At 42.9% G+C, this 26,199-nt stretch carries 33 protein-coding genes; 19 read left to right on the top strand and 14 right to left on the bottom strand.

Annotation, left to right across the window (positions count from 1 at the left end):
* Positions 1-18: 18 nt before the first annotated feature.
* The 13 genes from V6R21_RS11105 (at position 19) to V6R21_RS11165 (ending at position 8,821) form a co-directional block, all read left to right on the top strand.
* Entirely contained in the window at positions 19-777 is a 759-nt protein-coding gene (locus V6R21_RS11105; RefSeq protein ID WP_334243677.1) for a DUF6848 family protein, read from the top strand.
* Between the two features lie 35 nt (positions 778-812).
* Entirely contained in the window at positions 813-980 is a 168-nt protein-coding gene (locus V6R21_RS11110) for a hypothetical protein (RefSeq protein WP_334243678.1), read from the top strand.
* Entirely contained in the window at positions 904-1,479 is a 576-nt protein-coding gene (locus tag V6R21_RS11115; RefSeq protein WP_334244924.1) for a DUF6046 domain-containing protein, read from the top strand. The genes V6R21_RS11110 and V6R21_RS11115 overlap by 77 nt, the downstream gene beginning before the upstream one ends.
* The gene (locus V6R21_RS11120; RefSeq protein WP_334243679.1) at positions 1,476-2,444 is read left to right on the top strand and encodes a hypothetical protein; all 969 of its coding nucleotides are present in this window, start codon (positions 1,476-1,478) and stop codon (positions 2,442-2,444) included. Before V6R21_RS11115 ends, V6R21_RS11120 begins: the two co-directional genes overlap by 4 nt.
* Entirely contained in the window at positions 2,441-2,950 is a 510-nt protein-coding gene (locus tag V6R21_RS11125; RefSeq protein WP_334243680.1) for a hypothetical protein, read from the top strand. The genes V6R21_RS11120 and V6R21_RS11125 overlap by 4 nt, the downstream gene beginning before the upstream one ends.
* Positions 2,943-3,245: a hypothetical protein gene (locus tag V6R21_RS11130; protein ID WP_334243681.1), complete on the top strand. Its 303-nt coding sequence runs from the start codon at positions 2,943-2,945 to the stop codon at positions 3,243-3,245. The genes V6R21_RS11125 and V6R21_RS11130 overlap by 8 nt, the downstream gene beginning before the upstream one ends.
* Entirely contained in the window at positions 3,232-3,540 is a 309-nt protein-coding gene (locus V6R21_RS11135) for a hypothetical protein (protein WP_334243682.1), read from the top strand. Before V6R21_RS11130 ends, V6R21_RS11135 begins: the two co-directional genes overlap by 14 nt.
* A gap of 32 nt (positions 3,541-3,572) precedes the next feature.
* Positions 3,573-3,893, top strand: coding sequence for a hypothetical protein (locus V6R21_RS11140; RefSeq protein ID WP_334243683.1), 321 nt, complete (start codon positions 3,573-3,575; stop codon positions 3,891-3,893).
* Positions 3,894-3,969: 76 nt separating this feature from the next.
* On the top strand, positions 3,970-4,389 hold the full coding sequence (locus V6R21_RS11145) for a DUF5675 family protein (protein ID WP_334243684.1): 420 nt from the start codon (positions 3,970-3,972) through the stop codon (positions 4,387-4,389).
* A 2-nt stretch (positions 4,390-4,391) separates the two neighbouring features.
* On the top strand, positions 4,392-5,219 hold the full coding sequence (locus V6R21_RS11150; RefSeq protein WP_334243685.1) for a hypothetical protein: 828 nt from the start codon (positions 4,392-4,394) through the stop codon (positions 5,217-5,219).
* Positions 5,212-5,688, top strand: coding sequence for a hypothetical protein (locus V6R21_RS11155; protein ID WP_334243686.1), 477 nt, complete (start codon positions 5,212-5,214; stop codon positions 5,686-5,688). Before V6R21_RS11150 ends, V6R21_RS11155 begins: the two co-directional genes overlap by 8 nt.
* Entirely contained in the window at positions 5,688-6,677 is a 990-nt protein-coding gene (locus V6R21_RS11160; RefSeq protein WP_334243687.1) for a phage tail protein, read from the top strand. Before V6R21_RS11155 ends, V6R21_RS11160 begins: the two co-directional genes overlap by 1 nt.
* A complete protein-coding gene (locus V6R21_RS11165; protein WP_334243688.1) occupies positions 6,674-8,821 on the top strand; it encodes a fibronectin type III domain-containing protein in 2,148 nt (715 codons plus the stop codon). The genes V6R21_RS11160 and V6R21_RS11165 overlap by 4 nt, the downstream gene beginning before the upstream one ends.
* Before the next feature lie 102 nt (positions 8,822-8,923).
* Here V6R21_RS11165 and V6R21_RS11170 read toward each other — a convergent pair whose 3' ends face one another.
* From V6R21_RS11170 to V6R21_RS11230, 13 genes are all read right to left on the bottom strand, one after another.
* Positions 8,924-9,064 carry a hypothetical protein gene (locus tag V6R21_RS11170; protein WP_334243689.1) on the bottom strand — a complete coding sequence of 47 codons (141 nt, stop codon included), beginning with the start codon at positions 9,062-9,064 and terminating at the stop codon, positions 8,924-8,926.
* Between the two features lie 71 nt (positions 9,065-9,135).
* Positions 9,136-9,873 (bottom strand): helix-turn-helix domain-containing protein, encoded by a 738-nt coding sequence (locus tag V6R21_RS11175; protein ID WP_334243690.1) that lies wholly within the window; start codon positions 9,871-9,873, stop codon positions 9,136-9,138.
* The gene (locus tag V6R21_RS11180) at positions 9,863-11,128 is read right to left on the bottom strand and encodes a glycosyltransferase (protein WP_334243691.1); all 1,266 of its coding nucleotides are present in this window, start codon (positions 11,126-11,128) and stop codon (positions 9,863-9,865) included. The genes V6R21_RS11175 and V6R21_RS11180 overlap by 11 nt, the downstream gene beginning before the upstream one ends.
* Before the next feature lie 176 nt (positions 11,129-11,304).
* On the bottom strand, positions 11,305-11,796 hold the full coding sequence (locus tag V6R21_RS11185; RefSeq protein ID WP_334243692.1) for a group I truncated hemoglobin: 492 nt from the start codon (positions 11,794-11,796) through the stop codon (positions 11,305-11,307).
* Positions 11,756-12,400, bottom strand: a complete 645-nt coding sequence (locus V6R21_RS11190) for an OmpA family protein (RefSeq protein ID WP_334243693.1) — start codon at positions 12,398-12,400, stop codon at positions 11,756-11,758. The genes V6R21_RS11185 and V6R21_RS11190 overlap by 41 nt, the downstream gene beginning before the upstream one ends.
* Before the next feature lie 45 nt (positions 12,401-12,445).
* The gene (locus V6R21_RS11195; protein ID WP_334243694.1) at positions 12,446-13,279 is read right to left on the bottom strand and encodes a tetratricopeptide repeat protein; all 834 of its coding nucleotides are present in this window, start codon (positions 13,277-13,279) and stop codon (positions 12,446-12,448) included.
* 119 nt (positions 13,280-13,398) lie between these two features.
* Positions 13,399-13,893 carry an STM3941 family protein gene (locus V6R21_RS11200; protein ID WP_334243695.1) on the bottom strand — a complete coding sequence of 165 codons (495 nt, stop codon included), beginning with the start codon at positions 13,891-13,893 and terminating at the stop codon, positions 13,399-13,401.
* Between the two features lie 3 nt (positions 13,894-13,896).
* Positions 13,897-14,601 (bottom strand): hypothetical protein, encoded by a 705-nt coding sequence (locus V6R21_RS11205; RefSeq protein WP_334243696.1) that lies wholly within the window; start codon positions 14,599-14,601, stop codon positions 13,897-13,899.
* 130 nt (positions 14,602-14,731) lie between these two features.
* A complete protein-coding gene (locus V6R21_RS11210) occupies positions 14,732-14,986 on the bottom strand; it encodes a hypothetical protein (RefSeq protein ID WP_334243697.1) in 255 nt (84 codons plus the stop codon).
* A 130-nt stretch (positions 14,987-15,116) separates the two neighbouring features.
* A complete protein-coding gene (locus tag V6R21_RS11215; protein WP_334243698.1) occupies positions 15,117-15,608 on the bottom strand; it encodes a hypothetical protein in 492 nt (163 codons plus the stop codon).
* Between the two features lie 87 nt (positions 15,609-15,695).
* Entirely contained in the window at positions 15,696-16,373 is a 678-nt protein-coding gene (locus V6R21_RS11220; RefSeq protein WP_334243699.1) for an MBL fold metallo-hydrolase, read from the bottom strand.
* A gap of 41 nt (positions 16,374-16,414) precedes the next feature.
* Positions 16,415-17,551, bottom strand: a complete 1,137-nt coding sequence (locus tag V6R21_RS11225; RefSeq protein ID WP_334243700.1) for a hypothetical protein — start codon at positions 17,549-17,551, stop codon at positions 16,415-16,417.
* Between the two features lie 70 nt (positions 17,552-17,621).
* Entirely contained in the window at positions 17,622-18,359 is a 738-nt protein-coding gene (locus V6R21_RS11230) for a DUF2490 domain-containing protein (RefSeq protein ID WP_334243701.1), read from the bottom strand.
* Positions 18,360-18,669: 310 nt separating this feature from the next.
* Between V6R21_RS11230 and V6R21_RS11235 the strand changes: the two genes are divergently transcribed.
* Both V6R21_RS11235 and V6R21_RS11240 read left to right on the top strand, forming a co-directional pair.
* Entirely contained in the window at positions 18,670-19,416 is a 747-nt protein-coding gene (locus V6R21_RS11235) for a class I SAM-dependent methyltransferase (RefSeq protein WP_334243702.1), read from the top strand.
* Positions 19,417-19,520: 104 nt separating this feature from the next.
* Positions 19,521-21,221 (top strand): DUF6909 family protein, encoded by a 1,701-nt coding sequence (locus V6R21_RS11240; RefSeq protein ID WP_334243703.1) that lies wholly within the window; start codon positions 19,521-19,523, stop codon positions 21,219-21,221.
* Between the two features lie 79 nt (positions 21,222-21,300).
* On the opposite strand, the gene V6R21_RS11245 is transcribed toward V6R21_RS11240, so the two are convergent.
* Positions 21,301-21,954, bottom strand: coding sequence for an ankyrin repeat domain-containing protein (locus V6R21_RS11245; RefSeq protein ID WP_334243704.1), 654 nt, complete (start codon positions 21,952-21,954; stop codon positions 21,301-21,303).
* Between the two features lie 265 nt (positions 21,955-22,219).
* Between V6R21_RS11245 and V6R21_RS11250 the strand changes: the two genes are divergently transcribed.
* From V6R21_RS11250 to V6R21_RS11265, 4 genes are all read left to right on the top strand, one after another.
* Complete coding sequence (locus V6R21_RS11250) at positions 22,220-22,435, top strand: heavy-metal-associated domain-containing protein (RefSeq protein WP_334243705.1); 216 nt, start codon at positions 22,220-22,222, stop codon at positions 22,433-22,435.
* 88 nt (positions 22,436-22,523) lie between these two features.
* A complete protein-coding gene (locus tag V6R21_RS11255; RefSeq protein WP_334243706.1) occupies positions 22,524-24,698 on the top strand; it encodes a heavy metal translocating P-type ATPase in 2,175 nt (724 codons plus the stop codon).
* Positions 24,699-24,870: 172 nt separating this feature from the next.
* Positions 24,871-25,032: a hypothetical protein gene (locus V6R21_RS11260; protein WP_334243707.1), complete on the top strand. Its 162-nt coding sequence runs from the start codon at positions 24,871-24,873 to the stop codon at positions 25,030-25,032.
* A gap of 2 nt (positions 25,033-25,034) precedes the next feature.
* On the top strand, positions 25,035-25,736 hold the full coding sequence (locus V6R21_RS11265) for a hypothetical protein (protein ID WP_334243708.1): 702 nt from the start codon (positions 25,035-25,037) through the stop codon (positions 25,734-25,736).
* Positions 25,737-26,199: the final 463 nt, after the last annotated feature.

The raw sequence follows: 26,199 nt of genomic DNA on the forward strand, positions 1-26,199 counted from the left end.
TAAACCCCATATAGACACATGGAAAACACCGAAAAACAACTGGAAGAAAAAGTAAGCCTCACCTCAGAGCAGAAGGAGCACTGCAAACTTTTGTCTTTGAAAGAAAAGGACTATGTAAAACTGCTTGAGGAGTATGGGGAGCTGTTTCTTTTGAAAATCACAGAAGAACGGGAGGATGAGGTAGAGGCTGATATTCATATGCTTGTCAAGAAACCGAACCGGTACCATGTCAACCACTATCTGGTGAAAGCAGAGCAGAAACCGATTGAGGCAGTCACTGTCTTCTTGCGTAGCTGTATGGTAGCCGGTGATGAACGTATCTGTGAGGATGTAGAAAAGTTGATGGCAGCCTTTTCCCCATTGCAGGAAATGATCAATGGGTCTGACCCTATTCTTACCAAGTCGCCCAAACCAGAACCAAGGGTTTTGAAAGCGTTGGATATGGATGCGGAAGAGTTCAACAGCTTGAAAGGGAAGTATGCTGAGAAGGGCATTAACCTGCACCTTGTTGAGGTAGCCACCAATGAGACATTCACCGAGTTCATATCCTTGCTGGTGAAATCACCGAACAAGGATATCATGAATGATTTCCTGAAGAAATCAGAAAGAGTACCAGTAGATGCCATGCGTCAGCTTATCGCAAGATGTGTTGTCCATGGTGACAAGAGAACGGTATTGGAAGACCTTCAACTAACGATCAGGGTTGGAAGGACCATCAACAAGATCGTGACAGGCTACAAAGGTGTCTTGGTCTCTTCGATCAAAAAAAAGGCTTAACCTGGATAGACAAGTGGGATGCCATCATTGAGTACATGTTCAAGGTGGACCCCGCAACCCTATCCGATGACGAATGGGTAACATACATCGCCAAGGCTGAATATATAAAGGAACTGGAAAATGGAGATCAGAACGGACGCACTGAAGGACAGGTTGAAGGCGGCGTTTCAGGACGTGGTGCTGGGACAGGACGCAGGGTTTGACTACCAGCCTGAAGAAGGACCCAAGCTGGGAGCCGTCAGGCAGAGGGAAGTGCGCTACCGTTCCTCCACTTTTGGTACCCCGCTATTCGACCGGATAGCATTGGCAACCTCAGGGGGAAATACCTACAGTTTCCAGACAGACCCCTTACTGGAGCTTCAATACCGGAAAAAGATCACCGAGACCCCTGTCAACGGCAGCGAGTCCGTGGTGGAGATGTCCGGCATGGAAGCCATTGACATCACCATACGTGGGGTGCTGTGGAACCCTGACGGGAACTATCCGGAAAAGGAGCTGAAACGGTTGCTTGGGATGGTCAAGGAAAATGCCGTACTGGATTGCTCCAGCTACCTGCTGTCGTTGCACGGCATCGATAACCTTATCATAAGAAGCCTTAGCCTGCCTGCCCTGGAAGGGTATGAGGACTCTCAGCCCTTTGTGATCAGTGCCCGTTCGATCAAGAGTGCCGAACTGGAGATATTAGAAACAGCACTGCTATGATATATGTATTGAGCTGTGAAATAACAGCGGGGAAATTACGGACCAGGCATGTGGCAAGGGTACAGGTCCGTTCCACCTGGAGAGAGCTGACGGATACGGCAGTGATTGAGTTGCCCCGTAACCTTGACCTGAAGGGAAAGTCCCTAGATGAGGTGGTCAAGCGTGGTGACCGGGTAGACATTTTCTTGGGGTACAATGGTGGCCTCAAGCGTGAGTTCACAGGCTTTGTCAGGAAGGTGGAACGGGATGTGCCCGTCAGGATTTACTGCGAGGATTATGCCTACCTGCTGGACAGGAAGGTGGAGCCCAAGGCGTGGGCAAGTGTCACGCTGGAGGGCTTGGTGACCTACCTTACTGCGGGCTTGGGCATTGCCTCTGAGGTCGTGGATGTCAACCTTGGCAAGGTTCGTCTAGAGAAAGGCAGCATTGCCGATGTGCTGATGCAGGTGCGGGATACTTTTGGGCTGGTGGCCTACTTCCGCCATAACCCGGACAACAACACCAGGCCCACCCTGTTTGTGGGGTTCCCCTATGACCTGGTTACCGACAAGGATACAGCCATACTGCACCGGCAGAGGAATGTAGCCAACAGCTCGGGCCTGAAGTACCAGGGCAAGGAGGATGTGCAGGTGACCATCAGGGCCATTTCCAATGCGGCAGACAAGACTGCCAAAAAAACCGTGGTGGAAGTGGGCAGCGGTCCGGTACGCACCCGCAACTACATGCCGGGGTTGAGCAAGGAGCAGCTCAGGTCACTTGCCACCAAGGAGCTGGATAACCTCAGGGTGGATGGCTTTTCGGGAAGCCTGGAAAGCTTTGGCATTCCCTATATCGCACACGGGGATGCCGTCCGGATTATAGACCAGCAGTATGTGGATGAGGATGCCAGGTACCTGTCCGATGGGGTGGATATTGAATTTTCAGACACCTTCAGGCGGAAGGTGAAAATAGGCAAGAAGTTATGAGGGATGTAAGGAGCCTGCTGGTACAGCTGATCAGGGAGCAGCAACCCGTCACCGTGATTGCCGGGGAGGTGAAGGCCGTGGACAGGACCACCTGTGACGTGCAGCCTTTCGAGAGTGAGGTCCTGTACCAGGACATTATGCTCAACCCCAATGCCTCCGAGGAGTTCCTTGTGACCCCCAAGGTTGGTAGCACGGTGGTAGTACTGCTTTTTCCAGACCAGGTGTCAGGGGTGGTGGTGTCCTTCTCCGAGGTGGAGCAGGTCACCATCAACGCAGAGATAAACCTGGACGGCAATACCAACACGACAGTCAAGGGGCAAGGTCTGGTCAGGGAGCTGGGCAAGCTCAGCAACCGGGTGGACAAGATAATAGAAGCCTTGGGGAAAGCGCCTGTGGCCGCCGGTGATGGCGGAGCCTCCTTCAAGGCCAGTATCGTGTCTTCACTCTCCAGCCTGGAGAGTGAAGACTTTTCAGAAATAGAAAACCAAAGAGTAAGACATGGCTAGAAAAGACATCCTACTGGACGAGGACCATAACCCACAAATCATCAACGGTGACTTTGTGGTGGGTGAAAGCGATGAGCAGCACATAGAACTCCTGATGCAGTCAGCTAAGGGGGACTGGAGGGAATCCCCAGTGCTTGGCGTGGAAGCCATCAACCACCGGGAGGGCAACAGTAAAATCAGTTTGAAAAGGGACATTGAGCGAAATTTGGAACTGGATGGCTACCTAGGGGTGGACATTGACATTCTGGATGATTTCTCAGTGATCATTAACCAGGGGGACAATGGAGCATCTTAGTATGGCGCAACAGTCTGCCTCCCTATTGTCAGATACCAAGAGCCAGCCCTATGTGGTCAGGCTGCTTGTGAGCATGCTGGTCATTCTACTGGCGGGGGTCATTACCGTCAGCAGCATGTTCTATAATTTCTCCACCAGGGCCGTGCAAGTCATCGAGCAGAACTCATCCACGAACAGAAGTCTCATTGGGTTGATAGACAACTACCAGAGCGAAAGCAAGAAGGAGCATAAGGAACTGCTGAAGGGCCAAGCGGAAATGGTCAGGAGAATCGAGGCCCTAGAGAAGGGCCAGTAATTATTTTTAACCGTTTAAACAGTGATTAAACAATGGGAAAACTGTTCACAATTCTTAAAGCCGTACTTCAGTACGCATGGATCATTGACCTGGTGACTTACCTGGTCAAGTCGGGTAAAAACCTGCTGGAACACAAGGAGCCCCTAAAGGCTGCTGCGGACAAGGTCAAGGAGATTTTCGGGGCACTGGAACTGACACCACAGAATATCCCCAAGGTAGTGGAGACGCTGGAGCTAACCGCCGAAGCTGGCGGGGTGGATGAGCTGCACGAATTCCTGACAGAGGCAAAGGCGGCTGGTATCCTGGATAAGCTCAGGGACATTATCGAGCCTGGTGTGAAGGCGGATGTATAAATGGGTTGGGTAGTATTTGCAGTCGTTGTCGCCTTAGGGGCGGCAGCGACTTTTATCAATCTGAAAAAGTATAGAAATGGCTAAAGGACAAATTCAAGGCGTATTGAAGCGCTTTCCGGATGACGGCAGGCAGGTATTGGGGCGCATGCATGTGTACAGGGGAATTGACCAGGTTTTCAGTACCTGTACGCTGGAGCTTTCCGACAAGGGGAATGCCCGAAACATTAGCTGCATTCCAAGGGGTACGTACAAGGTGGTCCCCCGCCATACCGATGCCAGAGGCTGGCACTACGAGATAAGTGGGGTACCGGGCAGGAGCTTGATCCTGATCCACCCTGGTAACTTCCACAGGGATATCCAAGGGTGTGTGCTATTGGGGACAGACTTCATAGACATAGATGGGGATGGGCACAAGGATGTGGTCAGCTCCCGCAGGCAATGTGATGCCCTATGGGATTGTATCGGTGAAAATGAGTGGACATTGCAAATCATCTAGAAATGGCCAGGACACGAAAGGAAATATACGACGAAATAATAGCTGAAAAGAACCGGGTGCAGCAGCTGGATGTGCTCTCTGATGAGAAGCAGATCAAGGAGGCGCTTTCAGAGATGGCAGAGGTACAGAGCGGTAGCAAGGTGGCAGTATGGAGGCTTTGGCTGTATATCGTGTCCTATTGCATATGGCTTCATGAGCAGGTGTTTGATGCGCACAAGGCAGAGGTAAACACTTTGATTGCCTCTGCCAAGGTGCACACTGCCGGGTGGTATGCCGAACGCATGCTGGAGTATCAGCATGGTGATCTGATTCTTTTGCATCCAGATACTAAACAGCCTTACTATGAGGTAGTGGATGAAAGTAAACAGGTAGTGAAAAGTGTGGCGGTCACGGGACGTGGTTATGCGCTTGTGAAGGTAAAGGGCGAAGCTGGTAGGCTCTCGACAGATGAGGCACAAGGCGCAGAGGCTTACCTTCGGGAGATACAGGAGCCGGGGGCGCAATTGGCACTGATCAACCTGGACTCTGATAAGCTTACCCTGTATGCAGACCTGTACTATGAGCCGGAACTGGATAAGGCTACAGTGGAAGCGGCGGTCCGGTCGGCTGTTGAAACCTATATCTCCGGACTGGACTTTAACGGTATTTTGGCAGTATCCGATCTGGTGGATTATGTGAAGGATGTGGCAGGCGTGCGTGACTTTTATATCACAGTGCTGCGTGCCCGCCCGGATATTGGCACCTATGAGGATGTACAGGCACGGTATTACCCAGCTTCTGGCTGGATGGAACTGGAGGACTACAATGTAACCCCTATAGCTGATGTTTGATATTGACTTCTCTCTGATCACTTACAGGCTTTTGCCTTCCTTTTTGCGGAAAGGGACTTTACTTTCTTGGATTTACCTGCTTGTACATAACATCAAGATACTGACGGCTGACTTTAAGCTGTTCCGCTCACAGGTAAAGGATGAGTTGATATGGGGACGCTCCAAACTGGCAGTGGAAACACTCGCTAGGGAGCGGTTCAATAACCAGAACATATTCCTTGTCACCCAGCTGGTGGAACTGGATGAGTTTCTGGTATTCCCGCCTGAATACCGATCACTTACGCCACTTGTGGCTGAAAAGGGCGTGGCCAAAGTCAAGGTCCGTCCACCTGGAGAGGCAATTGACCTGTTCCGTACTCAACTGACTGTACAGGTACCTGTAGCATTGCAGCCGCAGGAAAATGAAATAAAGGTTTTTCTTTCCCGCTATTTGCATGTAGCTGTGATTTATGAAATCGAGTATATCTAATGAAAAAATTCAATACACCTCCAAAGGGAGCAATCTATAATACTGCTGATTTTGAGCACCTGTATAAGTCTGTAAAGGAACTGGCTGATGCGCTTTCAGGGGTACTCACCGAGAGTGCGGCACCTGTCAGGATTACAGGCGTGGAATGGACAGTGAATGTTTCGAATTATAGCTGTACCGAAGGTTGGCTTTTGTATCAGAATACCATTTATAAGGTGGAAGCATTTTCAGGAACTGCCACTGGTGCACAGGTACCTGTATTCAAGCTACAGACCGTAAATGCAGTTCATGAGCCTCATGACCTTTACGAGGGCTTTAATAAGGTAGGTTCATTCTTTCTCTGTACCGAGGAAAAGCTAAAGCCTGAGTTTGGGGCTGCCGGAACGGGATTGTTTGATTATGATGCCATTATCAAGAACCCTGTAAAGCGAAACAGTGATGCCATTGCGGGACTTCAGGGGCTTTTGCCAGGGATGATTGTGGATTACTATGGCAGTCTTTCAAATTTTAATGGTTCTGGTTTGGGTATTGGCGACATGATTGGCTATGCCCTTTGTAATGGACAAACACATGACCTTCCAAGTGGTCAATTCATAACGCCAGACCTCCGAGGTCGCGTGATTATTGGCAAGGGAGACTCTTCACTTGCTGGTGGAAACCCAGAAGCCAACCTGAATGAATATTTTGAAATAGGGAATGTGGGAGGTTTAAGGGAAGTTATCCTTACCATCAACCAAATGCCTGAGCATAATCATAATGTAGGGAATGGGACTGCCAGTGTCGCACAAGGTGACTTTGGTCTGATTCGTAGGTCTGCCACTACTGATACCAATAGTTGGACGGTTGATGCAGTGGATGCAGAAGGAAAAGGAGTTGAGCCTGATGTAATTACAACGCCAAAATCCATTCCAATGCAAGGAGGTGGGCAAGCTCATGAAAACAGGCAGCCTTATATGGTTTTGGGCAAGGTAATAAAGCTACCACTATGAAGCTAAAGAAACGCACCACAGAAGGAATGAACCTTCTGGATATAGTACTAACCGAAGAGGGAAGCGTTGAGGGGATTGTAAATTTCCTTCAGCGCAATCCTGGTATTAATCCCAATGGGATTATTCCCGCAGGTACTGAGATTGTTGTGGATACGGAGGAAGTCCAGAGCCGTAGTGTGGTGGATTATCTCAAAGGGCGTAACCTTCGGGTGAATACTGGAGATATTGAATCACCTGCATCACCTTCAGAACTTATAGCTGTAGCTACTGCTATCGGTGAAATCACCTTAAGCTGGGCAGATAACAGCCAAGGTTTGTATGGCTTTGAGGTATGGCGTAGGCGTAAGGGAGCATTGGAGTTTACGCTAGTGGAGGAAACGGATGTGGCAGAAGTAGGCTATGTTGATACTGGGCTAGGTCATGGGGTGACTTATGAGTATAAGGTGCGTATTCTTGGCTTTGCTGGAGCTGTTGATTATTCAAATGTGGCAGAGGCTACCACTATTTCTGCGGATTTGGTTATCAATGCCTCAAATCCTGTAGGTATCAGTATAGCTGGTACTGGAGAGTGGAGACATGAAGGCGGCGTTTCTTATTTGTTTGCAACTGCTGGGAAGTCTGCTGTTTCAGGTATTTACCTATGTGATGCGGGTGTGTCTGGTGTGGTGGATGTATCAGATGCTGGTTGGACTTCCTTGGTGTACCTCTGTGTCAATAAGGCTACAAATCTTGATTTGCGTGTAGGTGATTGGATTAATCAGGATGGGGTAACTATTGAAGTGGTGAATAGCTATGTGTTTAAAGACCTTTTAAAACCTTTTATAGCACATGTTAAACAGGTCAATGATGTTGCTGCCAATCCTAACAGAACCTTGGATATTGGTATTATCACTACAGACCCAGCGGAAGATGCAGACCTATTGGCTGATATTGACTACTTGATAGCGAATGGCTGGAATGTGAAGATTGTGTATGATAAGCTTCTGTCTTTTAAAGTTTCTGCTAAAACATTTTTGGACACAAGAGGAAGAGTCACAGATAATGCTGGGGAGGATTTGTGGCTAGTGAATGGGCAAGTGTTTGTTAGTGGGTATGTGAATCAAAATGATGTGGTGGAGGTTTATCATACGGAGCCTGCTAGTTTGATGGATGTTATAATCGACAATATTATTTCAGGTAATATTATTCCAACACAGTCATTGTTAAGTGGATCAAAACTATCAGCTAGAAATAGTTTTGCATCAAAGCAAGTATTATTTAATCTTATATATGAGATAGAAGGACTCAACCCTTTAAATGAATTTACTCTCGATATATTAGCGAGTGAAACAATTGACTTATATGAAGATGGTGATATTCTCAAAAGTGAATTGATAGATGCTGTTAAAGTAATTGACAATCTAAATGTAATTTATCCTAAACTTAGAATAGGTCCTGATTCGGGTTTCTCTGGTTTTAATGCTACTGGCTCTGGGGATTATACTGAAAATGAGAATGTAGCTTGGAAAGAAGGAGATTTTGGGGTGTCGTTTGATGGTAATCAGATACTAAATCAGATAAAATACTTTGAAGTGTTTGACGATGGGTTGGTAGGTATATTTATCCGTAACAACCTCAATATGGAAGGCTGGAAAATATGGAGTACACAGAATACTTTCTCTTTTAATGCTGGTAATACCCCAATTTCAACGGCGGATCAAATTGATTTCTCGAATCAAGTTGCTATAAGTCAAGTTATTTACAATAGTATATATGAGTTTAAAGCCCCATTAGGCTCGACTATAAACGTGCTAAATCTGTTAAATGTAGATTCAGGTATACATTTGGATTTGTCAGATTATGTAATATCTCTCAATGCAGGATTTACATTTAGATATTGTAGTGCCGAACAACTCATTTTTTCTGGAGTAGGGAACAGTATAGGCGCGGTTGTGTGTGACTTCAGGGATTCAAAACTTAGAGGTGTGAATGACTGGTCAGGTGTTACATTGAACAACACGACAATCAGATACCAGAATGCTGACAATGGAGGTTTTCCTTTGGAAATCATTGTAGCGGATGGTTCGACGATTGCCGCTCCGCTGGAGAATAAACCACTGAAAATACGGACTGTTGATGGTACAATACTTTATTCTAATTATTAATATAAAAGCCTCCCGGTTATGGAAGGCTTTTATATTTTTGTGTGATTGTGATAAATTCAGGTACAATTCGATTAGAATTGTGAGTACATTTCGTTTTACCGTTTATACATCCCTGACAAAGTTATAGATGCCTTTTACTTTTTCAGCAGGTGACAGTTTTTGCCAACCCTTTTTAAGAATAAGCTGTTGAATAATTTCTGACGAAAAATCAAGGATAGGCGTTTCTTCCAGATATTGTTTCATGTGTATTCTTTTAGTCCTTTAACATGAAGCAAAGTTGGTAAGGTGGTGGATGAAAAAATTGTATAAACTGGCTATAGTTGCTGGATCTTCTTTGGTGAAAAACCAAACTGTTGCTTAAAAGCCTTACTGAAATGTGCGCCATCAGCAAAGCCAAACTCATAAGCAGATGCTGTGATGCTTTGATTTTTTAGGGCTGTAAAGGCAAGCCTTGTCCTTGTCCATATCTGTGCCTTTCTAAAAGAGGTGTTCATGGATTCCTTGAACAAATGCAGGAAACGACTTGGAGACAAGAAACAATGTGCGGCAACTTCCTCCAATGACACCACCCTGTGGCTATGTGCTTCCAGATAATCCATGCCTTTCAGGATTCTTGCATCCAGATGTGTTCCTTCCTGACATTGGCAACCATAATCTGTGATGGTATCTGTAATGCTTTTTGTAAAATGATTGAAGTCCTGATCCGCCAAAAGTTGCAAGGCAATCTCTTTTAGCTGATCAATGATAGGGTCATTCAGTGTCGCTACCTCCGATTCAGAAATAACCTGAAGGTAATGCCCAATCCGTGAAGTGGGGTTCAGCAGCAGCAGCAGATGATTGCCATCACAGTTGAGCTGATGCGATATATTGGATTGTATCACCATTCCGTTGCTGCTGCAAAAACGATCGTTTTCTGTAACCAGAGCCAGTTCACCATGAAGCGGAATACTTAGCTGAATGGCATAATGGCTGTGTGGCTTGTTGTCACTGAAAGTGCCCAAAAACAAACCCCAGTCCTTGCCGATATGTATATGGTTTTGATTACTCGCCATTTTTCCCTTCTACCATTTCAATGATTTCCTGACCAAAATTTTCTGACTGCATCTGTGCAGAGAGTTTTAAGGCATTTTCCTTATAGAATTTGTTTTGCCATAGGTCTAGCACCTTTTCCTGAAACACATTTGCCTTGAGCTTGCTGATGGCAGGACCTTTTGGACCAACTCCTTTCTTTGAAAGGATATCATTCCAAAGAAACTGGTCGATGATATGCGGAATGATCAGGGAAACACATCCGTACTTGACCGCCATATGGCTCGTACCCGAACCACCATGATGGACAACGCCATACATTTTTGGAAATGCCCAGTCATAAGGAATCTGGGAGACGAAATGGATTAAATTCTTGTCGTATGCTTCAGGCTCCACCAGTCCGCCAGCAAAGGTGTTGATGATGGCAGGGATTCCGTTTTTCTGAAGCACATCCAAGATCATCTTCGTTTTTTCAGCAGGATTAGGATTGGTCATGCTACCGAATGTGACCAGCAGGATCTTGTCGTGTTTGCCAACAAAATCTTCAAGCGCTTTGTCAGGTGTCCAGTTAACAGTCTTGTCCCTTTCGTGGTAGCCAAGCACTTTTACATGCTTATCCCAGTAATCGGGTTTTGAAAATAGGGAAGGGGAAATGGTGTAAATGGTTTTCCCATTGAACAGCGCTTGTTTGATTTTTTTCCTGCTTATTCCGTCAGAGATTTTCAGTTGCTTGGCAACACTAAGAATGGTCTGTACAAGACCTAAAGAGGCAATGCTGTAAGTCAATTTGTTGAAGAATGGACCATAGTCACCATCAAATGCTACATGAGCATGCTCTTTTGCATAATGCATGACGTAAGGCATCGGGTAGACAAGGATATTGCAGTCCTTGTTTTTCATACCCCAAAGGATTGGGTAAATCATTTTACCGTTATGGATAATTCTGTCGGGCTTTTCTTCTTCAATCACTTTGTACTGTAATTCAACCAACTCCTTGTTGATATTCTTGTAGCGTGTGGCAAGCTTGATGTAGGCAGCCATTTTTTGTAGCCCCGTTCCACCACCACCTAAGGCAGCTTTACCTTCCTTGCTATCTAGCATTTCAATAAAGGCAGTACCCAGAGAGGTGAATCGGAATCCTGAATCTTCTGCCAGACTTCTGAATTGTGCTGGGAAAAGGCAAATGATATCATGCCCCTGTTTTTGCAGGATTTCACCCAATGCCAGAAAAGGCTCCATATCACCACGTGTTCCAATAGACGCTAAAAGAATCTTCATTCCAAAAAGTTGATCGTTAGTTTCAGTTTGGCAGTCAAGTTAGTGAATTCTGTATTTTGTACAATTCCATGTTATGAGGTCAGGAGATAAAAAGCCCAACCGATTGTTTTGAATCAGTTGGGCGTCAAAGAGTGAACAAGTAAAATATCCTGTCTATAATGGAGGCAATTTAATGACTAGACCCTAATCATCTGCTCTTTTAATGAATAGGCAATTGCCAAAATATCTTTTTTGGTTTCCTCGTCTTTTCCATGTTTGTCCAGCACAGAGAGAATGTCATCTACGACATTCATATATTCTGCTTCACTGATATTCATCCCTCGATGAGCAGTGAGCATATCCTTGCCGGTGTAGGCTTCGGGACCTCCACTGCCTGAAGCCAGAAAAGTAATCAAGTGCAACCTTACTTCTTCAAAGTGAACAGGATCATCCTTCAATGGTAGAAACCTCGCTTTAACAACGGGGTTATTCATATGAGCATCAATGATGTCGTCAACAAGGGCAGTAATACCCTCCAGTTTTCCCAGTCTGTCATAAAGTGATGTGTTGTTATCGGCTTCCATAATAAAACGGTTGTGTTTGAGTATGATAAATGCGAATTGAATTGGAGAAAGCCGTAACCAAAAGTTACAGCTTTCCTTCTTTCGCTTGTTGTTGCATATCTTCATTGGCATAGATGGCCAATTCTACTCTTCTGTTTTTGGCTCTGTTGGCATCGTCATTAGGGTACTTCGGTTGGGTCTCTCCGTACCATTTTTCTGTAATGCGGGACCTGTCTATCCCTTGGCTCACCAGAAAATCACCAACAGCTTTAGCCCTTTTTTCAGAAAGCTGCATGTTGTAATCATCGGCGCCGCTATCATCAGTATGTCCTTCAATCAGGAGATTGGTGTCCTCATATTTCTTGAAAACTTCAGCAGCACTTCTCAGGTCATCCTTGTAGGAGTCACTGATTTCGGCTGAGTTGATTTGGAAGGCAAGGGCCGCATCAAATGTGACATTGATCCCTTCATTCACCCTGTTTACTTCTGCGGTTGGGATCGCCTGCTCAAGTTCTTGAGCTTGCTTATCCATTTTCTTTCCGATAAGGTTACCTGCTGCACCACCTATGGCAGCACCAGCCAAAACACCCCATATGCTTCCTTTAGAAACTGCCGCACCAATTGCGGCACCTCCAGCTGCACCAATGGCAGTTCCTTTTTGCTGTTTATTCATGGATGCACAACCCATGCAAAGTGTAATAGCAAGTGAGAATATGATCAGTTTTTTCATAGCAGATTTTGGTTGTATAAAGTCTAATACCTTAAGTCATTTGATTTACTTACATACCAGTGCCGCAAACATGTCCTTGTCCATCTGGTTCCAACCAAGCTCGTTAGCTTTGGTGATATCGGCACAAACTTGTTCCTTTTCTTCAGGGGTCATCTTTTCTTTCAGTTCTTTGGCCTTGGTCGTGCCATATTTGTCTTGCATGATTCTGAGTCTTGCATTGCTTCGAATTATGTACATGTCGAGATCATTTCGTCCCATGCTTACAGCTTTATCATAGGCTTCAAAGGCTGTGTTATAATCTTTGGCATTCATGTACATATCCCCTCGCTGTATCACAAAATCAGTATTTTCAGGGTCGAGCGAAACAGCCTGATCCAAATACATAAAAGCGGAATCCTGTTCGCCTAACTGACGGTCATACAGTGCAGCCATCAGGGCGTAGTTGGAGGCTCTTTCCTTAGTGTTCTGATTTTTTTCAGTCAATTCAATGACCTTATTCAGAGAACTTTTGGCGCCTTCTGCATCTCCCATTTTACCTAAAGCGGTTGCCTTCTGGAAGTGCGCAACAATACTTCTGTCCTTGGTGAGTTTTAAGGCTTCATCAGCTTGAGCAATGGCATTCTGGTAATCTTCCAGTCCATTATAAGCTTCTGCCATATGTTCTGCACCTTGAATCTTGGCATCTCTTGTTTTACAATCGCCTCTAAACTCCTCAAGCATTGTAAGAGCTTCTTGAAAGGATTTAACTTGGAGTGCAGAATCGGCAGCACTGAGTTTGGTTTTGCACTTCTTGGACATGGTGAATGTTTGCGCCGGTAACAGGGTAGGAAGGGCAATTATCCACAGGAGGATGATGAAAGGTGGGAATTTCTTATTCATGCACGCTGTCGTTTTGTGGTAGAGAAAGGGTACACGGTATGTAAAAGAATGTGAACCCTTTCTACAAATAATCAATCAGGTGCGTGATTTAGTTCAGATTGTGAGCTGTTTCAAAGATTTTATTGATGGAGATTTTTAGCTTTTGCCATCGCACTGATAAAATCTGTTAGTCTTTTTTCATCTACTTTAACTTGTCCCAAAGAAATATTCAATTCCTGAAAGCCTAGTCCTTTGCTGAAATGCGCCATCTTTTGGTACCATTTACCTTTTGATTTGGAAGGCTCAAAAGCTTCATCTATAATAAGGCATATGAATTTTTGTCCATGAACATCGGTTAAGTAGGCATCACAGATTACTTCCCAATTAATAAAACCCTGATTGGTGGTACGGTCATAGATACCAATCTCATTAATAATGATCTGTGGTCTTCGGTCAAAAAGGTGGAACAAGCCAATTGGAAGCCCCAATCCAAATAAGCCAATGTTTAACCATCCTACAATTTTAGGCGCTTCTGTATAGATTAAGAGTATAATGCCCAAGGAAACGAATAATGAACATAAAAGGATCATTTTAAGGGCTTTCCATGGGGATTTGTATAGTTTGAGTTCTTTCATCACTTAAAAATATTCCTCAATAATGAGTTCATTAAGATTATTCTGATTGTTGATATCTATATACTCTTTGTAAAATAGTTTTATTTTCTTGAATACCCTGTCGTATTTTGCATATTCAACACTATTTGAAACTTTAAACCAAATAACAACCTTTCCATTGCTAGCTTGAATTAGCGTGGATAAAGTTGAAAGTATTTTCTCTTCACTATCAGTGTCTTGATTGTAAGAAAGTTTTCCATCTTCGGATAGAGAAATACTCACAAGTTCATACCCCTTAGGTATATTACTGAGTTTCTTTTTGATATCAGTTTTTTCTAATGAATGACAAAGTTGAAAAATAAGATGGAGAGCAATTAGTTTGGAAAATTTATTCTCAAATCCCTTATCCTCAAGATTGCTGTAGATATAATGAGCCTTTTCACTCCTGCGTATGTTAGATTTTAATACAGCCCAAGTTGAAAGAATGTTTTTAGGTGTCTGCTTGAGTTCTTCTTCTGTAAATTCCTCTTTAAGTATTTCAGCTATAGATGCTTTAGCTAATAGTGGAAATGTCTCTTTATCAATTGAGAAGGGTAGTTCACCTAAGTATTCAAGCGTTTCAAAAATAGCATAATAGCTTTTCCCACTTTTATCGTTTAAAGCCCTTAATTTAATAAGGTAGTTTTCAAAAGAAATCAGTTCATGTTTGAACCGTGAAGTAAATGACATACGAAAAGATTTAAGTAAAAAAATTAATCACTTGCTTGAATAAAAACCAAAGTCTGTGACTGTCGGGTAAGTAAATTAATAAATTTATCCAATTGCCTTTCCGTTTTCTCTTCTGACCCTGCCAGTTTTATTAATGCTTCAAATAGCTGTAGGTCTTGTGATGGTGTTTGGTAACTGTAATAATTAGGTCCATTTTCAGTTCTATCAAAGCCAATACGTCTTTTGTATCCATCAGGTCTTCGATGATAGTGACCTTAACACCAATTTTTTTAAATGCAGGAAGTAAAGATTCTTTTAATATTGTTAGTCCTTCGTCCGTTTTGCTGGGTTTAAAATCAAATTGGAAAAGGTTTGTATAGGTACCACCGGTTTTTTTTGAGACCATTTTGACTTTGATTATTGTCTTGAGCCATTGTGAAAGAGTTTAGCCCACTACAAATAATCAGAAGGAGTAAGGAGTTGATCGATTTAAGGAACATGCTGGGTATTGGTGTTAGATAAGAAAAGACCAAAACTTATTTTTTGCTACGGATTGTAGTGCCAATTTTAAGTGAGGCATTTAATACTTCTGTATTGGCTTGTCCCCAGTCATGTCTCACTAGGTTTGGGCCTATATCAAATTGGATAGTGAAGCCTTTTTTTGCTATATATTCATATCCTATAGGTATATAAAGGCCAATTTGCATTTCACTAGAGCTACCAAAAATGGGATTATAATTAATTAATGCAGCTTGGGTTCCAATATACATCGATGAGGTATGGTAGGATCTGTCAGTCACATAAATATTTGTTCCGATATGTCCATCAAGTAGTACACCTAAGCCGAGGTTGAGAGAAGCTCTTTTGTTGATATTGTAATTCAGGTTTACCCCCAAAAATTCAGGACCGAACAACTGAAGAAAAATACTAGTGCTATTATAAACACGAGTAGATTCCTTTTGAGCATAACAATTGGGAGGAATGATGAATAGTATATAGAGAAATAGCGCTTTTAAGAAGTAATGCATGGGTAATAGTGTCTTTAGTTTTTTTCTTTACCGAAGACACTATATAGATGGTTACACTTTCAAGAATTATTTGGGCATCATTAATATTTAAAACTGCATTACATTTTCAGGGTCGGTCAGTTTGCTTTTTATGATATCAAAATCACTGACTGTGAAGTCGGGTTTTCCATGTAGAGGGTATATCTGCAATACAGGGCGACTGATACTGTTCCAAGCCGAACAGAATGAAGGCCAGTCATCATCTGAAATAGGTGGGTGTGAGAACTCTTTACCATCTTTCTCATAGTTGTTCCCAACAGCCGAATCACCCGTGAAAAGTCGTTCGGTTAGGTGCTGATAGATTACAATAGAGCCAGGCGTGTGTCCCGGGATATTATAAATGCTCAGGTTGTACCTTTCATACCATTCTGAAGCTTCCATGATATTTTCCAGTGGCTCTCCCAAATAGTCGTCAGGGTGCGCATATATCGGAGCGTCTATCCAATTGCGGACATCTGTAATTTTGCCAAATGCTTGCTTGATTAGGTCGCTATGGGTCAGAATCATTCCTGTGACGGTGTAACGCTCCATCAGCTTTTCGACGGCTTCCTTGGTAATGTGGTGGACACAGTCAATTAAAACAGCTTCATCCTGATAGGTGATGGCGTAGGATTGTCCATGTCTGTAGTCAGCTTTTGGGATGCGGAACATGTAAAGATTTTCTGTCAATTGAACAGATTCACCTGCTTTGACAGCGTAGATTTTTTCAATGAGTGCGTTCATCATGGTTGTAGTAATTATGCTTGAATATTGTGGTCGAGAATAATTTACTTTTTAACCCATTGAAATAAAAGAAATCCAAGAATTGCTATTAAGAATATTCCACAAGCCACCGCTGAAATAACCATCCAGAACACTTTAGTGATCAGGTTGTCTAACTGGTCAAAGGCATTGGTAATGCTTCTGTTAGCAATGGCGTCAACTTCAGAAAGTATCGCTTTCCGTTCTTCCGTAATTTTATTGAAAATAATTACCCTTTCAGATCTTACCTCTTCAATAAGTAGGACTCTTTCCTGCTGTAGGTCGGCAGTAATGTACCGTCTTTCATTGTCAACAAGGGAAGGGATTCTTTCTGTCACCATTGTAAGCCTGTCAAGGTAGGATTCAAGATGGTCTATTCGGTTGAAGACTTGCGATGTTATGGAGTCACTGGCAACCTGCTCCAAGGATTGCCTGATCAGGTAAGCAGCTTGCCACCTTGCTTGCCTTGGCAATAGGTCAATATATAGGTTTAATCGTTCGGTTAGTTGTTGAAGGGTTTCAGTAGCGCCACTTGCCATTTTTTTCAATCCCATTTTTTCTTTGTCTACATACTTCGACAGAAGTGGAGTAGTGGACATACGGTTGAAGTAAATACTTTGAATGGGGTAATCCTGAGCAAATTTTTTAATGGTTTTGGAAGCTTTGGAGGAGTCACGGTTTTCGGAAAGGGTACTGAATACTTGCATGCTTCTGTTGATAAGGGAGTCGGAGGTGGTGATAGCCAAAGGTTGGTATGGACCAAAAAGCTGGTTGCCTGCTCCGTTTTCAAAGAAATGCTTCATCTGAATGCACAATGCGCTGATATCAAAAAGCCCAATTAAGGGGTCGTTGACTAGCATAGCTCTTTGAGCAGCAGGAATGGCATACATTTTCCATCTTAAGGCATTGTCTTTGACTGTCCAGTCCTCTGAATGCTGCAAAATACTGTCCGCCGACTCTTCAATTAAACCAGCAAAGTCAATCAGGAAAGCATTCATTTGTTGCCTGAGGTCGTAGGATGTGATATCGACAGGCTGTTCCACTTGCTGCATAGAGGCAGATTGCTTGCTTTCCAGTATTTTATCTTCTTTGGCTTTTTGACTTTGCAGGACGCAGGATGAAAAAAATATAACAATGATCAGGTATGCTAGAGTGAGCTTCATAATTGGGGGAGTTAAGGCAAACAGGCATATAAAAAGTAACCTTTCTGTAGTGTGATAAATTCCCTGTGTATTACTCTGAAATACTTTGGTCTTGGAAATCAACTTTATTGATATACCATTTCAACTTGACTTGGAGTACAATGTCAGATGTGTCAAAGTCATCATTGATATCCAGTCGGGAACGCTGGAAGTTAAGCAGGGCTTCCAACTCCCATGAGGGATCCCAGGAGCAGCCCATACCGAAGCCAATGCGCGCCTTGTTTCTTAAAAACTCGTTGAAACTTTTATTGGTGTCAAAGAAGAACTCATAGTTGATTGTTGCATAGTATTTTATATCAGTATTCTGGATGGGAAGGTAAGCTTTTGCTGAAAGCTTATACCGTAACCTGACCTCTGACTCCCATCCATTTTCTTCACCACGACCATTGAGCCAGTAGATCACCCGCTGTTCAACCCTGATGTAATGCGAAATATTAACCCACCAAATGCTTGGCCATTTTATGATTATTCCTTGAAAAGGGCGTAGCTCAAGCTGGTCACGAAGTACATCTGCATTGTTGATAAAGAAAAGCCCAACGCCAGCCCTCAGTTCAAACTTTGGTGAAATACGGTAATTGATTGAGGGGCGTACTGATACCCTGAGCCACGTTCGATCATCCCAAAGTAATCGGAAGCCTGCATCACCATAATACTGGACCTTGTCACTTTTTTCATAGTAGGCAATATAATCCATCCAGAATTGCTGATTGACTTTAAGGTCTTCAACATTTGTGTTGTTCTGAGGAGGAGTGTTCTGTGCAAAAAGCATTTCAGAATTTAGTAAAGCACAGTGCAGGAGGAGGAGAAAACATGCCTTTCGAAACATGGTGTGGCAGGTTATGTTGTCAGTGCCTCAGTAATATGAGAGAGATTGCACAAGAAAAGATATGAACTTAATTTTTCAATAATAATTACTTAAGTCATCCTTAAAAACCTGAATCAGGTTATAATCAGTTTTGGCGATGAGTGTACAATCTCCTAACTTTGCCAGAATTACTTAATCCGTAACGGGTCTGGCTGTCTTCACTTTTGAGGGCAGTCTGAAAGCATTTTTGACAAACATATTTTGTTGACGATAGATGGCAGTATTACCAAACCAACCAGCACTACAGCCCGAAAAGGATGCCATGGGCAAGGCTATTCAAGATTATTTCAAGACAGGGAACAAAGACATTGAAGTGACAGTCTATTCAGACTTCAGTGACCCTGATGTAATTCCAGCTGAACTGCTTTTCAGAATGGATGATGATTTGCCAGAACTGGAACAAGTAGCCATAGAACATTGTGAAGGAGAAGTGCTGGATATTGGCGCAGGCTCCGGTTCACATGCGTTGATGCTCCAGAAGGCAGGTTTTGATGTAACTGCCATGGATGTTTCCCCATTGTCTATTGAGGTGATGCAGCAGCGTGGCGTAAAAAATACGTTGCAGGAAAATATCTTCTACTACAAAGAGAAGCAATATGATACCCTTTTGATGCTGATGAACGGGATCGGTTTGGTTGGTACTTTGGACGGACTCAAGCACTTTTTAGAGCATGTCAAGACCCTACTGAAACCTGGTGGGCAATTGATCTTTGACTCCTCAGACATCATTTACCTTTATCAGGATGATGATGGTTCTTACCTGATTGATATCGCAGGCGAATACTATGGTCAGCTGGAGTATTGGATGGAGTATGGAGAAGCCAAAGGGGACAAGTTTGGCTGGCTTTATGTAAGCTTCCCTGTAATGGAAGAATATGCAAACGAAGCAGGTTTCAATGCAGAAGTACTCTATACGGGAGATCACCACGACTATCTGGCAAGGTTGACTTTGCAGAGCTAATTTGAACGAACACTATTTCCTTTATTTAGGAGTAGATATATAAATATCCAAAGACAATAATATCCTGTTCTGTTACTTGAATTTACGTTCTGATTTTTAAACTTATGGAGCAACAAATACACCTAACCCGCGCCCAAGAATCAAGGGCAGCTATTGAACGCCTCTATGTGGCCATGCGCCACCTTTTTATCAGAGGATATTACAAACCCTCAGGAGCATCCGGAAGAGCACTGATTGAAGAGCTGTTGGCTTTGCGTCCTGAAATCTATGGTTCCATCAATGACCCGAGAAAAGTAGAACTGGATGGACTTGTTTATGTGATAGACCGTTTGCCGAAAGGAATTGAGGCTTGTAGGTTTATTAAGCTTGTATCTGAAGAGGGCTACGAAAATTCAGGCTTTAAGAAGATCATTCCGGCGGCACGTCGTCGTAACTGCTACCGTATAGATCAGGAGCAGATGTTTATCGAGGTGACAAGAGGTCGAAGTGAGATCTATGATATCCTGACACACCTGACTTTCTTGTTCGTAGAAGCTGAAAAGATCAAGAACCACTCCTTGGACGAAAAGGGAGAACCTTTGAGAGAGTGGCTTCGACTGGAAGAGATCGTAACAGGGGAAGTGGCTTTCACCAAGCAGAATGAAGAGATTATCTTCACTTACCTGAGCACCATTCTGGGAAGAACGTATGAGGAGACAAGGGCTGCCCATCAGCGTTTCCAGAAGAATGATGACAAGAACAGTGGCTTGTTCAATATCGTCTACTGGTTGGGTAAGTTGGCTATCGATGAGGAGCAGGAAGGGCTTGCACGTCATATCAGTTTCTCACCTGCGTTGCGCTCACGCATTGGTCACCACATCTATGGTGAAAGATGGGCTAACCGCATCAAGCATTATCTGTTCAAGAATAATATGATTGAGCGTCCATTGCATATCATTAGTGCGAACCTTCACAGTGTGATGAATATGCTATACGGAAAGCCGGCTTTGGGTAAGGAATTTGCCAAGATGGACCTTCTTGAAGTTGTAGAGCAGATAAGTGACGCCAAAAACAGGCACTTGTCTGAAACGGTCAACGTATTTGCCGAAGACTTTGGAATGCATACGCTGAGAGAGAGCTCAGGTACCAATATCGCAGTGCAGGTAGTGGATACTGACAAGATTGACTTTACCAAGCTGGACGAAAGTTCATCTTATGACTTGGCGTATATCAAGGAACAACGTCCTGTCTTGTTGGTAATGGACTATGCATTTGGTGAGCAGGCTTTTGAAGCAATGGATGAGTTGCTAAAACCTTATTCGGAAAATGGTGGACAAGACATCAAATTGAATGTCAAGTCTGTATCGGTCATGGGGAAAGCAGGAATCCTTTATGGTGGTAAAGGTGATATTATGATTCCATCGTCCCATGTTTTTGAAGGTACAGCGGACAATTACCCAATTGACAATGACTTTTCTGTAAAGGACTTCAAGAAGCAGAAAGAACTCGAAGTCTATGAAGGTTCTATGATTACGGTATTGGGTACGTCTTTGCAGAACAAGGATATTCTGGAGTATTTCAAGAGTAGCTCTTGGAATGCCGTAGGTCTGGAAATGGAAGGTGCACACTACCAGAAAGCCATTCAGGGTGCTATGGCTGTCCGTAACAACATCAGCAGGGATGTCAAAATTCGATATGCATACTATGCTTCGGATAACCCACTGATTACGGGAAGTACATTGGCTTCAGGAAGCTTGGGGCTGACAGGGGTAAAACCAACTTACCTGATCACACAGAAAATTCTGGAGAAGATTTTCAATAAGTAAGAAACTTGTGGATTGAACATAAAGAAAGCCCTTCGGACAGACTGTCTGAAGGGCTTCATTGTTTCATTCAAAACCAACGTTATTGGGCACCAGCCTCAAGCAAGGTTTTTTCCATCTCCTTAAAGCCCATTTTGGAGGCATGCTTCAATGGTGTAATACCTGCTTTGTCACTCAGGTTAATATCAGCACCAGCTTCAATCAACAAGGACAGAATCTGTTGGTGAACCTCACCGCCATTGCTCAGGATAATAGTTTCCATAAGAGCAGTCCAACCTAAGTTGTTGACATGGTTGATGTTGATATCAGTATTAAGCAACAGCTTTACTGAGTCCAGAAACCCAAATTCACACGCCGGAATCAGCGGAGTGCCCCCATAGCGGTTGTAAATGGTAAAATCAGGCTTGCCAAACTCAATCATCAGTTTCAACATTTCAAACCTTCCTTTTGCTCCTGCATAAAGTAAAGGGTTGTCCAATGTGCTGTCCTGAATGTTGACATCTGCACCTTTCATGACAAGATGTGTAGCCGATTTTAGGTCATTTTGTTGTACAGCAATAAACAGTGGTGTTCTGCCTTTGATGTCCTGTACGTTCACTTCCGCATTCTCATCCAATAGTCTTTTGACTGAATCATGATCCTTTCGTCTCGTAGCTTGAAGCAGCAAATCGCTTTTGGAAGGGGTTTGAATTGGTTTTGGTTTTTCTTTCAAGGTTGTGAATGATATAGGTAACATTAGTTGATTGGTTAATTAAAATGGATTGTTTGTAAAATAGTACAATATCTACGTCTAATAGAATATAATATTGTAATTATCTTAGTTGCTTAACAAATGTTTGAATTTGTTAAGCAATTCCGTACAAAAAGTAAACCAAGTATGAAAAGGGCTCTAGGATCAAGAAATCAGGATAAATGGTGTTTATTCACGATCTCTTAAGAAGAAATTGCGTCATTTGTGTTATTAAATAATACCAAGAGTTTTGTATAACAAACAGATCAAAATGAAAACACTGAAATTCAAGACCAATATCAATTGTGGAAACTGTATCAAGTCTGTTACACCTACATTGAATGAAGAATTTGCGATTATCAACTGGAGTGTGGATACGGACAATCCTGACAAGGTACTGACGGTTGAAGGAGAAGAAGGAGAACTGACAGCAGAACTGGTAATGGACGCTATCAAGAAAGCAGGTTTCAAGATTGAGAAGGCTTAAATTTATGGCATAAGGGTCAGGACTTTAGGTGTCGAAGTGTACAGTATTATACCTTGTGTCTAATGTCTTGATCCTAATTACTACAGATATGAAAGAGACACTCTCCGTAAATGGTATGACCTGTGCTTCATGTGCCAACATCATTGAGCGGCAACTCAAGAAACAGAAAGGCATTCGGGAAGTGCAGGCAAGCTACGCCAACCATTCGGTGATGGTTGAGTATGATGAGAAGGAAACGGATATAGCGCGATTTTCTCCCTTGTTGGAGCAGTTGGGTTACAGTATTCAGCAAGAGCATGTATCAGTAGCAGATGGCGAGGGAGATGTGATAAAGGGAGCAACGGAAGCAAGACGGAAACTAATTGTAGCAGTCGTTTTTGCATCGATAGTCATGCTGATAGCCATGGGACCTTGGCACGTGCCGTATGCACCTTACCTGATGTTTGGATTGTCGCTACCCGTATTGTTTTATAGTGGCAGGGACTTCTTTGTTTCAGCTTTGAGACATGCACGCCATTTTTCTGCCAATATGGATACGTTGGTAGCATTGGGAACTTCCGTTGCTTTTATATACAGTGCGGTACTGACTTTCTTTCCTGACCTTTTTGAGCATGGGGAAAAAGGAGTTTACTATGAGGCAGCGACCATGATCATTACGCTGATTCTAGTAGGGAAATACTTTGAGGCGAGAGCCAAAAGCAAGACTTCGGCAGCATTGCATGCACTGATGGAACTGGGCGCTAAAATGGCGACAGTGATTAGAAATGGTGAAGAGGTCAAAGTGCCGATAGAAGAGGTCAAGGTAGGAGACCGCCTGATGATTAAGGCAGGAGAGAAGATTCCAGTAGATGGCAGGGTAATCAGGGGGACTTCCACTGTGGATGAAAGCATGATTACAGGCGAGTCGGTTCCTGTTTCTAAAGAAAGGGGAAATACCCTGATTGGTGCTACAATCAACAAGAGCGGTGTCCTGACCATGATCGCAGATAAGGTAGGAAAGGACACGATGCTTTCTCAGATTGTTGGTATGGTCAAACAGGCACAGGGCAGTAAGGCTCCGGTTCAGCATTTGGCAGATAAGGTTTCAGGTGTTTTTGTACCTGTGGTTATTGTAATAGCCGTATTGGCATTTGCCGTTTGGTATTTCCTAGTAGGGACATCATTTACCTTTGCTTTGTCAGTATTGGTATCAGTCCTGATTATATCTTGCCCGTGTGCTTTGGGATTGGCTACCCCGACCGCTGTAATGGTAGGTGTGGGGAAGGCAGCAAGCAGAGGTGTGTTGTTCAAGGATGCTGAAAGCCTTCAGAGACTGAGTGAACTGGATGTGATTGCTTTGGACAAGACAGGCACCATTACAAAAGGTCAGCCTGTCGTTACAAAAGAGGTGTGGAAGGTAGACCTAACACAACATGAAAAAGAAGAAGTATTGCAGGCTGTATTGGCAATCGAGTCACAATCTGATCACCCATTGGCTTATGCCCTGACTACTTACCTTCATGAAAGAGAACTCATCAAACCAGAGGTGGATAAGATAGAAACCTTTGCAGGAAAAGGTATAGCAGCAGAGGTAAGCGGTCACCAGTACAGAGTCGGGAATTACAGGATGCTTGAAGAAGTCGGAATTGCGGTCTCAGATGAGGACTTGTCCAGTAGTGGAACAGTAGTATTGGTTGCAAGAGATGGGATTTATGCTTGTGGTTTTGTTGTAGAAGATGTCCTGAAGGAAGAAGTCAAAGATGTATTGGATGAGTTCAATGCTTCCAAAAAAGAGGTTTGGATGCTGACAGGAGATCAGGAACCAGTAGCCAAGTTTATCGCTGGACAGGCAGGAATAAAACATTACAAGGCTGAACTCTTGCCTGAAGACAAGCTGAAAGTCATTGAAGAACTGCAACTTCAAGGTAAAAAAGTCGGGATGGTAGGTGATGGTATCAATGATGCGCCAGCCTTAGCCAAAGCAGATATAGGTATTGCAATGGGAACAGGAACCGATGTCGCCATGCAAAGTGGTTCAGTCACCTTGGTACATGGGGATTTACAAACCCTTTCGGATGCCGTAACGATCTCCAAACAGACCATGAATACCATCAAGCAGAACCTGTTTTTTGCCTTCTTCTACAATGTGATTGCAATTCCTGTAGCGGCAGGCATACTGTATCCGGCATTTGGCATTTTGCTCAGTCCAATGATTGCGGCAGCTGCCATGTCATTGAGTTCCATCTCAGTGGTAACCAACAGTATCAGAGCAAGGTATGCATAACACATTTAGAAATTGAAAAATCAAAGCGGCAATATACCTTTAAAGTATATTGCCGTTTTTTTGAAATCAATATTGTCGGAGATGGGGAGTGTTTATTTACTTTAGCACAAGTAGCGTATTTCTGCACTCGCTATGCTCCCTTGAAATACTAATACTTGCACCAGTGGGGGTAATGCAAGCTGAAATTAAGAAACTAACCCATGCATTAAAGCAGGAACTGATGGAGCAAAGTGTGAAAGGAACTAAAAATGTCAATGACTTATTTGGAAAGTCTGATGATGAGGATGTTCTGATAAATGCTGTTAAAAGTATTATTGACAGATTCAATCAATAAAAATGAAATACTATAAAATAAGTAAAAAAATACGTTGGGTCGTTATGCATACAGAGCAGGTAGATAACGACTATAAACTAAAAGAAAACTTAGATATACACGGTAATCAAAGTCGTTGGGAGGAGGCACCTGTGATACCGCTGACCTTGATTTATGATAGTTCCCAGGAAGCTCCTTCAGAGCCTGAATTTCAGGATATCTATAATTGGCAACATAACTTGTTGTGGAATATGTGGCCAGAGCCAAGTGGAAATTATTTGGTTATTTCCAAAAGATTTTGGCAAGTATTAAAAACACACACTTTACCAGAGAATTTTATATATGATTCTTTGGTTGCTTATAAAGGGGAAAAAAAACCTTATAAGGTTTTTTTTCCAAAAATGATTGAACCATATTGGTTTTGGGAAAACTTTAATTATAGAAATTCACTTTTCAAAGAATCAAAAAGTTTTAGACCTAATATTGTATATCAATCCAAACTTAGTTTCCAAGACAAGGAAGAAATACTTAAAGTTAATACAAGTAAGTTTCTAGATGAAGATAGAATGATATACCCTGAGAAAGTAATGCTTAATGAACCATGGGATATTTTTGTATTTGGCATTAACTTTTTTATTTCTGAACGTTTAAAAGATGCTTTAGAACAGGCTGGTTGTAATGTAGGGCTAGCCAAATATGAAATAGACTTTGAGGTTATTTCATAATAGGCTTTCTTATTTATAAACAAGGCAGTTTCCATCAAAGGAAGCTGCCTTGTTTATTTCTCATTAGTTTAAGTATCAACTTAACACCGCAGCTAAACGAATGTAGTTGTACGTTACTTGTGCTTAATATTTAAGGGAAGCATAAAATATAAGCCATTGGCTTTCACTCCTAACAGGTCTTAGTATCTCACACTAAGACCTGTTGTTTTTTTAAAACAGCACCAACATTTGCATTAGATACACATTACCGTTAGCTTATATAATAAATAAGTTAATCACTTATAAAGACAAAAAAGAAAGGGAGCTTCGGTTCCCTTTTTTTATGCAGATGCCTATAACTGTTGTAATTGAACAGGATGACATAGCGGGGTAATGTACATTTAGTTAAACACAATAAAGAAGATATAAAGCAAAGTCAAACAGCAAAGAACTTTACTTATCGTTCATTCCATGAATGATTTAA

The sequence above is a fragment of the Limibacter armeniacum genome (assembly GCF_036880985.1).
GTDB classification, from domain to species: Bacteria; Bacteroidota; Bacteroidia; order Cytophagales; family Flammeovirgaceae; genus Limibacter; species Limibacter armeniacum.

Bases quoted from the DNA above. Each gene is read 5' to 3' on its own strand.
- V6R21_RS11110 (WP_334243678.1), top strand. From the start codon at position 813: ATGTTCAAGGTGGACCCCGCAACCCTATCCGATGACGAATGGGTAACA.
- V6R21_RS11265 (WP_334243708.1), top strand. From the start codon at position 25,035: ATGAAATACTATAAAATAAGTAAAAAAATACGTTGGGTCGTTATGCAT.
- V6R21_RS11150 (WP_334243685.1), top strand. From the start codon at position 4,392: ATGGCCAGGACACGAAAGGAAATATACGACGAAATAATAGCTGAAAAG.
- V6R21_RS11205 (WP_334243696.1), bottom strand. From the start codon at position 14,601: ATGTCATTTACTTCACGGTTCAAACATGAACTGATTTCTTTTGAAAAC.
- V6R21_RS11235 (WP_334243702.1), top strand. From the start codon at position 18,670: ATGGCAGTATTACCAAACCAACCAGCACTACAGCCCGAAAAGGATGCC.
- V6R21_RS11105 (WP_334243677.1), top strand. From the start codon at position 19: ATGGAAAACACCGAAAAACAACTGGAAGAAAAAGTAAGCCTCACCTCA.
- V6R21_RS11250 (WP_334243705.1), top strand. From the start codon at position 22,220: ATGAAAACACTGAAATTCAAGACCAATATCAATTGTGGAAACTGTATC.
- V6R21_RS11165 (WP_334243688.1), top strand. From the start codon at position 6,674: ATGAAGCTAAAGAAACGCACCACAGAAGGAATGAACCTTCTGGATATA.
- V6R21_RS11130 (WP_334243681.1), top strand. From the start codon at position 2,943: ATGGCTAGAAAAGACATCCTACTGGACGAGGACCATAACCCACAAATC.
- V6R21_RS11175 (WP_334243690.1), bottom strand. From the start codon at position 9,873: ATGGCGAGTAATCAAAACCATATACATATCGGCAAGGACTGGGGTTTG.
- V6R21_RS11210 (WP_334243697.1), bottom strand. From the start codon at position 14,986: ATGGTCTCAAAAAAAACCGGTGGTACCTATACAAACCTTTTCCAATTT.
- V6R21_RS11140 (WP_334243683.1), top strand. From the start codon at position 3,573: ATGGGAAAACTGTTCACAATTCTTAAAGCCGTACTTCAGTACGCATGG.
- V6R21_RS11135 (WP_334243682.1), top strand. From the start codon at position 3,232: ATGGAGCATCTTAGTATGGCGCAACAGTCTGCCTCCCTATTGTCAGAT.
- V6R21_RS11155 (WP_334243686.1), top strand. From the start codon at position 5,212: ATGTTTGATATTGACTTCTCTCTGATCACTTACAGGCTTTTGCCTTCC.
- V6R21_RS11215 (WP_334243698.1), bottom strand. From the start codon at position 15,608: ATGCATTACTTCTTAAAAGCGCTATTTCTCTATATACTATTCATCATT.
- V6R21_RS11200 (WP_334243695.1), bottom strand. From the start codon at position 13,893: ATGAAAGAACTCAAACTATACAAATCCCCATGGAAAGCCCTTAAAATG.
- V6R21_RS11195 (WP_334243694.1), bottom strand. From the start codon at position 13,279: ATGAATAAGAAATTCCCACCTTTCATCATCCTCCTGTGGATAATTGCC.
- V6R21_RS11170 (WP_334243689.1), bottom strand. From the start codon at position 9,064: ATGAAACAATATCTGGAAGAAACGCCTATCCTTGATTTTTCGTCAGAA.
- V6R21_RS11225 (WP_334243700.1), bottom strand. From the start codon at position 17,551: ATGAAGCTCACTCTAGCATACCTGATCATTGTTATATTTTTTTCATCC.
- V6R21_RS11160 (WP_334243687.1), top strand. From the start codon at position 5,688: ATGAAAAAATTCAATACACCTCCAAAGGGAGCAATCTATAATACTGCT.
- V6R21_RS11240 (WP_334243703.1), top strand. From the start codon at position 19,521: ATGGAGCAACAAATACACCTAACCCGCGCCCAAGAATCAAGGGCAGCT.
- V6R21_RS11230 (WP_334243701.1), bottom strand. From the start codon at position 18,359: ATGCTTTTTGCACAGAACACTCCTCCTCAGAACAACACAAATGTTGAA.
- V6R21_RS11145 (WP_334243684.1), top strand. From the start codon at position 3,970: ATGGCTAAAGGACAAATTCAAGGCGTATTGAAGCGCTTTCCGGATGAC.
- V6R21_RS11180 (WP_334243691.1), bottom strand. From the start codon at position 11,128: ATGAAGATTCTTTTAGCGTCTATTGGAACACGTGGTGATATGGAGCCT.
- V6R21_RS11245 (WP_334243704.1), bottom strand. From the start codon at position 21,954: ATGTTACCTATATCATTCACAACCTTGAAAGAAAAACCAAAACCAATT.
- V6R21_RS11260 (WP_334243707.1), top strand. From the start codon at position 24,871: ATGCAAGCTGAAATTAAGAAACTAACCCATGCATTAAAGCAGGAACTG.
- V6R21_RS11255 (WP_334243706.1), top strand. From the start codon at position 22,524: ATGAAAGAGACACTCTCCGTAAATGGTATGACCTGTGCTTCATGTGCC.
- V6R21_RS11220 (WP_334243699.1), bottom strand. From the start codon at position 16,373: ATGATGAACGCACTCATTGAAAAAATCTACGCTGTCAAAGCAGGTGAA.
- V6R21_RS11120 (WP_334243679.1), top strand. From the start codon at position 1,476: ATGATATATGTATTGAGCTGTGAAATAACAGCGGGGAAATTACGGACC.
- V6R21_RS11185 (WP_334243692.1), bottom strand. From the start codon at position 11,796: ATGAAGATATGCAACAACAAGCGAAAGAAGGAAAGCTGTAACTTTTGG.
- V6R21_RS11190 (WP_334243693.1), bottom strand. From the start codon at position 12,400: ATGAAAAAACTGATCATATTCTCACTTGCTATTACACTTTGCATGGGT.
- V6R21_RS11125 (WP_334243680.1), top strand. From the start codon at position 2,441: ATGAGGGATGTAAGGAGCCTGCTGGTACAGCTGATCAGGGAGCAGCAA.